Origin of the sequence: Xanthomonas bromi (assembly GCF_900092025.1) — a bacterium.
GTDB lineage: Bacteria > Pseudomonadota > Gammaproteobacteria > Xanthomonadales > Xanthomonadaceae > Xanthomonas > Xanthomonas bromi.
Map to the genome: position 1 here is coordinate 111339 of NZ_FLTX01000040.1, position 9546 is coordinate 120884.

Here is a 9546-nt window from a genome sequence, read left to right on the forward strand (position 1 = left end):
CGTCTCCACCCCCGTCTGCTTCCATGACGTTGACTTTCCATGCACCGCGATCGTCGATGGTCTCCCGCTGGCACGGGTTGACCGTCCTGCTGGGCCTGCTGGTGCCCGCTACGGTCATGGCCCAGGACGCGGGCAGCACGGTTTCAACGCTGGACCGGATCGACGTGCGCGCCGTCGCGCCGACCTCCGATGCGGTGCTGCCCACCGCCGGCCGGTTGGGGCTGCCGCCGGCACGGACGCCGGCCACGCTCGACACGATCGATGCGGACGCCATGCGCAGGCGCGACCTGCAGACTGTCGAGGCAGCGGTCACCGCACTACCGGGCATCACCAGCGGTGGCTCGCCGGGCAATCTGTCCAGCCTGTCGATGCGCGGCTTTACCGGCGACCAGATCACCTGGCTACACAATGGCCTGTACGTGGGGCCATCGAGCATGACGGCCCGTCCGCTGAATGCATTCAATCTGCAGGCGGTGGAGGTGCTCAAGGGCCCGGCCTCGGTGCTGTATGGACAGGGCGCGATCGGCGGCGTGGTCAACGTCATCGACAAGCAACCGCGCTTGGCGGCGCCGTCCGGCGAAGTGCTGGCCGGCGCCTCGCGCTTCGGAGGCCGCCAGATCGGCCTGGGCGGTGGCGGGCGCCTCAACGACGCCCTCGCCTATCGCGCCGATCTCAGCAGGCTGTCCTCCGACGGATTCGTCGACGCAACCGCCTCGGACGTTCTCAACGCAAGTGCCGCCGTGCTGTGGCGGCCAACCGACGCGCTGAGCGTGCAACTGGCGATCGATTACGCCAACGATCACCCCAGCACCTACTTCGGAACCCCGTTGCTGCCGGCCGATGCTGCGCGTGCGCCCTTGCATGGCGTCTTGCGCAGCATGGACGGCAGCGTGATCGATGCCACGTTGCGCAACCGCAACTACAACGTGACCGACGCGGAAATTTCCTCCCGGCAGACCTCGCCGCAAGCGACCCTGGTGTGGACGCCGAACGCACACGTCAGCGTGCGCAGCCTATTGTTCGCATTCGACGCATCGCGTCGCTGGATCAATGCCGAAAGCTACGCCTATGACGCCAGCACCCGGCAACTCGATCGCGACCGCTTCTTCGTCTTCCACCAGCAGCACCTGTGGGGCAGCCAGACCAGCCTGAGCGTCGACCAACCGTTGGGACGGCTGTCCAACCGCCTGGTGGTCGGGTTGGACTACAACCAGCTGCACTTCATGCGCGAGCGCGGCTTTCCCGACGGCGACAGCGTCGATCCGACGTCGCGTGGGCCGAGCGGCCTGTTCGGCCCGCGTCAACCACGACGCAGCCCGACCCGATGGAACAATACCGCGCTGTTTCTGGAGGACGCGCTGGACCTGGACCCACAGTTGAAACTGGTGCTGGGCGGGCGCTGGGAAACGCTCGCGCTGGACCGCCGCAACTTCGATGCCGAGGGCCAGTTCCAGCCCGCCAGCAGCTTCAGCCGTCGTTACCGGCCGAACAATCTACGTGTCGGACTGGTCTATGCGTTGAGCCCGGCGCTGACGCCCTACCTGTCCTACACCACCGGCAACGATCCACCCGGATCGAACATCCTGCTGGTGAATGCCGGCGAGAACTTCGGCCTGAGCAGCGCGCGCCAGTACGAAGCCGGCATCAAGGCGGCACGCAGCGACCAACGCATCGACGCCACGCTGGCCGTGTACGACATCCGCCGTGACAACCTCCTGACCCTGACCGGGCAGGACGTGCTGAGCACTGTCGGCGCGCAGACCTCGCGCGGACTGGAACTGTCGCTTTCGGCGCAGCCGACCGCGCACTGGATGGTCGACGCCAACCTGGCCTTTACCGATGCGCGCTATCGCGATTTCGTCGACCCCGGTAGCGGCCTGGATGCGTCGGGCAATCGTCCGGCGAATGTCCCGCGCACGGTCTTCAATCTCGGCTCACGCCTGGAGAGCGTCGCCGGCCTGCCGCTGGACCTCGGGCTGGATCTGCATCGGGTCGGCGCGCGCGCAGGCAATCTCGCCAACACCGTGCAGTTGGAGGGCTATGTGCTGACCGACCTCTATGCCCGCTATCGGCTGACGCCTGCGCTCACGCTAGGCCTGCGGGTCGACAATCTGTTCGATACCGCTTACGTGCAATGGGCCGACGTGTCCTATCCCCGGCAAGTGATGCTGGGCCAGCCACGCAGTTACGCACTGACCTTGCGTGCCACGTTCTAGCCACCGTCTGTGGGCACGACTGGCCTGGTTGCATCGCTGGATAGGGGTGTCGCTCTGCCTGTCCTTCCTGGTCTGGTTCAGCAGCGGCCTGGTGATGCTGTTCGTTCCATTCCCCAGCCTGCCCGACGCCGCGCGCTGGGCAGGCAGCGAGCCGCTGGCACTGGCCGATGTGCGGGTCGCGCCGGCGGCGGCGCTGACGCGCGGTGGCGACGGGCTGCGCCTGCTGTCGATCGCCGGCCACCCGCGCTATGTGGTTGCGCAAGGCACGCGACTGGTCAGCATCGACGCCCGCACCGGCGCTGCGCTCGGCTTGCTCGGCCCGACCCAGGCGCGCACCGTGGCGGAACGCTTCGCTCGGCTGCCGGTGCGCCGGTTGGACGGCCCCTTGCAGAGCGATCAGTGGATCGTGCATCAGCGCCTGGATCCGTGGCGACCGTTCTATCGTGCAGAGCTGGACGATGCCGACGGCACCACGCTGTATGTTTCGGCGCGCACCGGCGAGGTGATGCAGCGCACGCGTGGCTCCGAACGGCGCTGGAACTGGCTCGGCGCCATTCCGCACTGGCTGTATTTCAGCGTGCTGCGTCGCGACTTCGTTGCCTGGGATCGCACCGTCTGGTGGCTGGCCTTGAGCGCCTTGGCCGGAGCGCTCGCAGGCACTGCGCTCGGCATCCACCGCAGCCTGCAGCATCGCCGCCGACACCCGACGGGCTGGTCGCCCTACCGCGGCCTGCTGCGCTGGCACCATGGCCTGGGCCTGGCCGCTGCCGCCATCGTGCTGACCTGGATCTTCAGCGGCTGGCTGTCGATGGACCATGGCCGGCTGTTCTCACGCGGCCAACCCGCGCCGGAGGCACTGCTGCGCTATGCGGGAACCGACCTGGACACCGCACTGGCCCGGGTCGCTCCGACCGCGCTGCGCGCACTGGAGGGCAGCAGCGAGATCGGCTTCCAGCTCGTCGGTGGCCAGGCATGGGCGAGTGGGCACGGCCGTGGCGCTGTCACCACGCTGCGCCTGCAAGGCGCCGGCGCCGCGCATCCGCTGACCCGCGCCGCACGCGTGGACGCCATTGGCCAGGCCGCCACCCGCGCCTGGCCCCTCGCCACGACCATCGACGGCGCATCCGACGCGCTCTATCGCCAGGCCGATGCGATCGCGGCCAACGCGCTATGCCTGACCTTGGCGACGCCCAAGGGCGCCCGGCTCTACGTCGATGCCGACACCGGCCAGCCGTTGCTGTTGCTGGACCGGAGCCGGCAAGCCTATGCCTGGCTGTACTTCGCCCTGCATACGACCCGGCTGCCGGGGTTGGTCGAGCATCCGCGCCTGCACATCGTCCTGCAATTAGGGCTCCTGGCGCTGGGTTGGTGTCTGAGCCTGACCGGGCTGCTGCTGGCGGTCCGCGCCGTGCGTCGGCGGCGGCCGCAACGGGCGGCTAGGCCACTTCCGAACAGCGCGACGAATGGTGCCCGGTGATCAGCCAGCACCCGTCGATCTCTTCGAAGGTGAACAAAAAGCGCGCGTGCACCGGTTCGCTGACGCCGTCGCGCTCGAACACGAAGGTATACAGCCCGCCGATCACCACCGTGCCCAGCCTGGCGCTGACCCGCTTCTTCTGCACGGTGATACCGCAACTCAAACCGTCGGCGGCCAGGAACGTGGCGAAGTACGCACGGCGGTCCTCGTCGCGCCCGCGGATATCGTCCGACAGCGTCGGCACCAGGATGGCGTCCGGGGCGTACAGGGCGAGCACGGCGTCGATGTCGCGCCGACCCACCGTCTCGGCCCAGCGCAGCAACATCTTGCCGGCTTCGGTCAGGCAATAGGCAGCGGTGCGTTCGTCACCGGCAGGTCGGTGGTCGGCACGAAGGGCATCAGCGGTCATCACAGGCTCCTGGTGGTCAAGCGCAATGCGGCGATCATGCCCTCGCACTCAATTGTTACTTTATAACATATTACCTGAACGATGCTGGTCGCAATCTCGCCCGGCAACTCTCGACAGGCAGACGCGAGGCCAGGCAGCATGCACCGGCGTATTCCGTAATACAGCGCATGCAAATCGCATAGCGCAGCCTGCAGAAGAGGCCGGCAGGACAAACGACTGCGGTAACGCCTGGCATCCTGCCCGATGCTCCCTCTATCCCCGCGTACCTTTGCGAAGATGCCGCAGCCGACGGTCGGCTGGGTCTCGCCACTGGGCACGCACATCAGCAGATTCTCCCGGTCCTGACGATTGCAGCCGGATCACACTGCACACCTTCCGCTCTGGGTGGCGGTCACGAGCGTGCAGGCACCCGTTCAACAGTCGCCGCCAGATAGTCCCTGGCGACGCAGCGGCGCTCGATACATAGCGGCGCCCTATCGATATGGTTGAATAATTCAAATTCTAAAAACGATCCACGCCATTTATCGTGACCACATCGTGATGCTGAGTCCGCCTGATGCGTGCCCCACATTGGATCGCCCTCAACCGTTGTTTCAATGCCACCCGACAGTGGTGTGGATAGGGCCGTGACGCCATCATTTTCCGAAGACGCGCCGCTCTTCTCGTGATAATTAAATAGGCATAGCGACACCATCGATTCCACCAACCCGCGTCGCCGCCGTCGGCACGCAGTTCCCCAAGTGCTCTCGCACACAGGTAAATGCCATGACCACCGAAGCAAAGTGCCCGTTCAACCAAGCCGTCGTCGGTACCGGAACCACCAATCGCGATTGGTGGCCCAAGCAGCTGCGCGTGGATCTGCTCAACCAGCATTCGAGCAAGTCCAATCCGCTGGACCGGTCGTTCAACTATGCAGAAGCGTTCAAGCGCCTGGACCTACAGGCGCTCAAGCAAGATCTGCATGCATTGATGACCGATTCGCAGGACTGGTGGCCGGCCGACTTCGGCCATTACGGCCCGTTGTTCGTGCGCATGGCCTGGCATAGCGCCGGCACGTATCGCATCGGCGATGGCCGTGGCGGCGGCGGACGTGGGCAACAACGCTTTGCGCCGCTCAACAGTTGGCCGGACAACGTCAGCCTGGACAAGGCGCGCCGCCTGCTGTGGCCGATCAAGCAGAAGTACGGCCAGGCCATTTCCTGGGCCGACCTGATGATTCTCACCGGCAACGTCGCGCTGGAATCGATGGGCTTCAAGACCTTCGGTTTTGCCGGCGGCCGCGAAGACACCTGGGAACCGGATCAGGATCTGTACTGGGGTCGCGAAACCAAGTGGCTGGGTGGCGACGAGCGCTATTGGCGCGGCTCGCCGGGCGTGGAGGAAACGCACGGCGTGCTGGTGAAGGACGACGACAGCGAAGTGCCGCACAGCCGCGATCTTGAGAACCCATTGGCCGCCGTGCAGATGGGCCTGATCTACGTCAATCCGGAAGGTCCGGACGGCAAACCCGACCCCATCGCCTCCGCGTGCGACATCCGCGACACCTTCGCGCGCATGGCGATGAACGATGAAGAGACCGTGGCGTTGATCGCCGGCGGCCACACCTTCGGCAAGACCCACGGTGCCGGCCCGGCCGATAACGTCGGCGCCGAGCCCGAAGCAGGCGAGCTGGAAAACCAGGGTTTCGGCTGGCAGAACCGCTACCGCAGCGGCAAGGGTACCGACACCATCACCAGCGGCCTGGAAGTCACCTGGACCACCACCCCGGCGCAGTGGAGCAACGACTATTTCGACCATCTGTTCGGCTTCGAGTGGGAGCTGAGCAAGAGCCCGGCCGGCGCGTACCAGTGGGTGGCCAAGAACGCCGACGCCATCATTCCCGATGCGTACGATGCCTCCAAGAAGCATCGCCCGACCATGTTGACCACCGATCTGGCACTGCGCTTCGACCCCGCGTACGAAGCCATCTCGCGCCGTTTCCACCGGCATCCGGAGCAGTTCGCCGATGCCTTTGCACGCGCCTGGTTCAAGCTCACTCACCGCGACATGGGCCCGCGCGCACGCTACCTGGGCGCAGACGTGCCTGCGGAAGAGTTGGTATGGCAGGACCCGGTGCCGGCGGTCGATTACCCACTGGTCGATGCGCAGGACGCAGCTGCGCTCAAGCAGACCATCCTGGCCTCGGGCTTGAGCGTGGCGCAATTGGTGTTCACGGCGTGGGCTTCGGCATCGACGTTCCGCGGCTCGGACAAGCGCGGCGGCGCCAACGGTGCGCGCATCCGTCTGGCGCCGCAGAAGGACTGGCAGGCCAATCAGCCCGAGCAACTGGCCAAAGTGCTGGCCACGCTGGAACGCATCCAGGCCGACTTCAACGCCACGCAGTCGGGCGGAAAGAAGATCTCGCTGGCCGACCTGATCGTGCTGGCTGGTAATGCAGCCATCGAACACGCAGCGCAGGCAGCCGGCCACCAGGTCACCGTGCCGTTCGCACCCGGTCGTACCGACGCCTCGCAGCAACAGACCGATGTGGAATCCTTCGCCGTGCTCGAACCGGTGGCCGACGGCTTCCGCAACTTCGCCAAGCGCCGCTACGCGGTGCCTGCCGAAGCGCTGTTGATCGACAAGGCCCAGCTGCTCACCCTCACCGCACCGGAATTGACCGTGCTGGTCGGCGGTCTGCGCGTCCTGGGCGCCAACGTCGGCGACTCGAAGAACGGCGTGTTCACCAGCAGGCCCGGTGTGTTGAGCAACGACTTCTTTGCCAACCTGCTCGACATGCGCACGGAATGGAAGGCCACCTCCAAAGCGAAGGACCTGTACGAAGGCCGCGACCGCAGCAGCGGCGAACACCGCTGGACCGGCACACGTGTGGATCTGGTGTTTGGCTCCAACTCCATCCTGCGTGCGGTGGCCGAGGTCTATGCCAGCGCCGACGCACAGGAAAAGTTCGTGCAGGACTTCGTCGCCGCATGGACCAAGGTGATGCAGCTGGATCGCTTCGATCTGGCCTGAGTCCTTGCGACCACATGCAGTTGCACGACGCGTGTGAGTGAGCACCGTAACGCAAACGCCCCGGATGACCGGGCCGTTTGCGTCTGCAAGGGTTGCTGCGGTGTTTGCTGCGGCAGCAATCTCCCGCGGCAGTGCGCTACAACGCGTCGATGTCGCCCAGTGCCGCGATCAGCCGACGCGCGCGCTTGTCTGGCTTGCCCTCAGGCGCACGATAGCCGGTGCGCTCGGCCGCGCGCTGCAGGCGCCATTGCGCGCGGGCCTCGCGTGAGCCATCGCTTTCGACATACAGCGCCTGTGCCACCGGCGCCGGGCCGCGTACATCGCTGAGCGCGGCAACGGTGATCTCGAAGATTTCGCCGCCGCGGTCGATGCGCAACTGTTCGCCGCTGCGTAGCGTGCGCGATGGCTTGGGACGCTGCCCCGCGACATCTACCTTGCCGGTCTCCACTGCGTTCTTGGCCAGGCTGCGTGTCTTGAAAAAGCGCGCCGCCCACAGCCAGACATCCAGCCTGACCGATGTCGCCTGTTGCAGTTCCAGATTCATTCGTCTCGCGGTCTCGTGTCGTGCGTTGGCTCGCGCAGCGCACCGTGGGGGGCGCGCAAGCACTGCGATCTCGGGAACGCCGGCTTGGCTGCCGGCGTCGGCGGCGACGTTGGTTTGCGCCGAAGCCGATATCTGGGCAATGGCCTCGGAACTCAAGCGGCCAGAACCAAGTGCGTCCCCAAAGAGGCGCGACGACACCGCATTGCCCCTTGTCAGTCACACCCTCCGGGTCAGCCGATACCGGCGCCGGCCGTGTCACATTGCAGCCACGCGCATGCTACATCCGGACCCACCCGCGCAATGCTAGTGTGCACAACCTCTGCGCGACGATACGACTGCGATGCCAAAATCCGCTGTCCTGACCGAAGGCCCGATCGGCAAAAACCTGCTGTTGTTCGCACTGCCGATCATGGCCGGCAACATCGCCCAGTCGCTCAACGGCTCGGTCAACGCGATCTGGATCGGCCGCTATCTGGGAGAAGAAGCGCTGACGGCGGCGGCCAATGTCAACAGCATCATGTTCTTCCTGATCGGCTCGGTGTTCGGCATCGGCATGGCCTCGACCATCCTGATCGGACAGGCGATGGGCGCGCGCGATGTCGCCCAGGCACGCAAGGTGATGGGCACCAGCGCAAGCTTCTTCAGCGGGCTGTCGGCCCTGATCGCCGTGCTCGGTTGGTACCTGGCGCCGCACCTGCTCACTGCGATGGGCACGCCGGCTGCCTCGCAACTGCTGGCGGAAGAGTATCTGCGGGTGATCTTCCTGGCGATGCCGACGCTCTACCTGTTTGCCTTTCTGTCTGCTGCACTGCGCGGCACCGGCGATGCACGCACGCCGTTTCGTTTCCTGTTGTTGTCGGTGCTGCTGGACATCGTCTTCAACCCTCTGCTGCTGTTTGGCATCGGCCCGTTTCCAGCGCTGGGGATTGCCGGCGCGGCGTGGGCCACGCTGATCGCGCAGGTCGTCGCGCTGGCCGGCCTGCTGATTTATCTGCGCAAAAAACGCCATGTCTTGTGGCTGGGCCGGCGCGACTTACGCCTGTTCCTCATCGACACCACCATCTTGCGCGCGCTGATCGTCAAAGGCGTGCCGATGGGCTTGCAGATAGTGATGATCTCGCTGGCGATGATCGCCATGCTGTCGCTGGTCAATGGATTCGGCACCGAAACCGCTGCTGCGTTCGGCGCTGGGCTACAGCTGTGGAACTACGTGCAAATGCCCGCAATGGCGGTGGGTGCCGCCTGTTCGACCATGGCTGCGCAGAACGTAGGCGCCGGTCTCTGGCCGCGCGTGGATGCCGTCGCACGCACCGGCATCGCCGCCAACTTTTTGATGACGGGCATGCTGATCGTGCTGTTGATCCTGTTCGATCGCTGGACCCTGGCCTTGTTTCTGCCCGAGGGCAGCGCCACGCTCGAAATCGCGCGGCACATCAACCACATCGCGGTCTGGTCGTTCCTGCTGTTCGGCGTGAGCTTCGTTATATCGGGTGTGGTGCGCGCCACCGGCGCGGTCATTCCACCGTTGTTGATCCTGGCGTTTTCACTGTGGGGCGTGCGCGTGCCGCTGGCCAACATCCTGTTGCCGCATCTGGGCGCCGACGCCGTGTGGTGGAGCTTTCCGATCAGTTCGACCTGTTCGATGCTGCTGTCGCTGGCGTACTACCGTTGGGGCGGCTGGCGCACGGCGCGCATGCTGGCCACGCCGACACATCCGTCCGAACTTGCGGCTGCAGCCGAAGTACCGGCGCATCCGGCGTCAACAGTCGCCGACCCGGCCCCGCTCAACGACGCGCCGGGCGGGCAGCATCTACCGCGGGCGCCACAGCGTTAGTCGCGTTTGCGGCAGGCGTACCGATGGCTCCGCGATTCTCTCGGCACGCGCGTT

The 9546-nt window shown here is 65.8% G+C and carries 6 protein-coding genes; 4 read left to right on the forward strand and 2 right to left on the reverse strand.

Annotated features, from left to right (window positions below):
• The first annotated feature begins 23 nt into the window (after positions 1-23).
• Together XBLMG947_RS13430 and XBLMG947_RS13435 are read left to right on the forward strand one after the other, a co-directional pair.
• Entirely contained in the window at positions 24-2216 is a 2193-nt protein-coding gene (locus XBLMG947_RS13430) for a TonB-dependent receptor (RefSeq protein ID WP_065469176.1), read from the forward strand.
• A 28-nt stretch (positions 2217-2244) separates the two neighbouring features.
• Positions 2245-3693 (forward strand): hypothetical protein, encoded by a 1449-nt coding sequence (locus tag XBLMG947_RS13435; RefSeq protein ID WP_245228187.1) that lies wholly within the window; start codon positions 2245-2247, stop codon positions 3691-3693.
• On the opposite strand, the gene XBLMG947_RS13440 is transcribed toward XBLMG947_RS13435, so the two are convergent.
• A complete protein-coding gene (locus tag XBLMG947_RS13440) occupies positions 3653-4102 on the reverse strand; it encodes a DUF4440 domain-containing protein (RefSeq protein ID WP_065469178.1) in 450 nt (149 codons plus the stop codon). The genes XBLMG947_RS13435 and XBLMG947_RS13440 overlap by 41 nt on opposite strands.
• A 765-nt stretch (positions 4103-4867) precedes the next feature.
• Between XBLMG947_RS13440 and katG the strand changes: the two genes are divergently transcribed.
• Positions 4868-7114 carry a catalase/peroxidase HPI gene (gene katG / locus XBLMG947_RS13450; protein WP_065469180.1) on the forward strand — a complete coding sequence of 749 codons (2247 nt, stop codon included), beginning with the start codon at positions 4868-4870 and terminating at the stop codon, positions 7112-7114.
• Between the two features lie 136 nt (positions 7115-7250).
• Here the strand turns inward: katG and XBLMG947_RS13455 are convergent, their stop codons facing one another.
• Positions 7251-7658, reverse strand: a complete 408-nt coding sequence (locus tag XBLMG947_RS13455; RefSeq protein ID WP_065469181.1) for an RNA-binding S4 domain-containing protein — start codon at positions 7656-7658, stop codon at positions 7251-7253.
• A gap of 340 nt (positions 7659-7998) precedes the next feature.
• On the opposite strand from XBLMG947_RS13455, the gene XBLMG947_RS13460 reads away from it, so the two are divergent.
• Positions 7999-9492 carry an MATE family efflux transporter gene (locus tag XBLMG947_RS13460; protein ID WP_065469182.1) on the forward strand — a complete coding sequence of 498 codons (1494 nt, stop codon included), beginning with the start codon at positions 7999-8001 and terminating at the stop codon, positions 9490-9492.
• Positions 9493-9546 lie beyond the last annotated feature (54 nt).

Coding starts and splice junctions, on each gene's coding strand:
- XBLMG947_RS13440 (WP_065469178.1), bottom strand. CDS start 4,102: ATGACCGCTGATGCCCTTCGTGCCGACCACCGACCTGCCGGTGACGAA.
- katG (WP_065469180.1), top strand. CDS start 4,868: ATGACCACCGAAGCAAAGTGCCCGTTCAACCAAGCCGTCGTCGGTACC.
- XBLMG947_RS13460 (WP_065469182.1), top strand. CDS start 7,999: ATGCCAAAATCCGCTGTCCTGACCGAAGGCCCGATCGGCAAAAACCTG.
- XBLMG947_RS13455 (WP_065469181.1), bottom strand. CDS start 7,658: ATGAATCTGGAACTGCAACAGGCGACATCGGTCAGGCTGGATGTCTGG.
- XBLMG947_RS13430 (WP_065469176.1), top strand. CDS start 24: ATGACGTTGACTTTCCATGCACCGCGATCGTCGATGGTCTCCCGCTGG.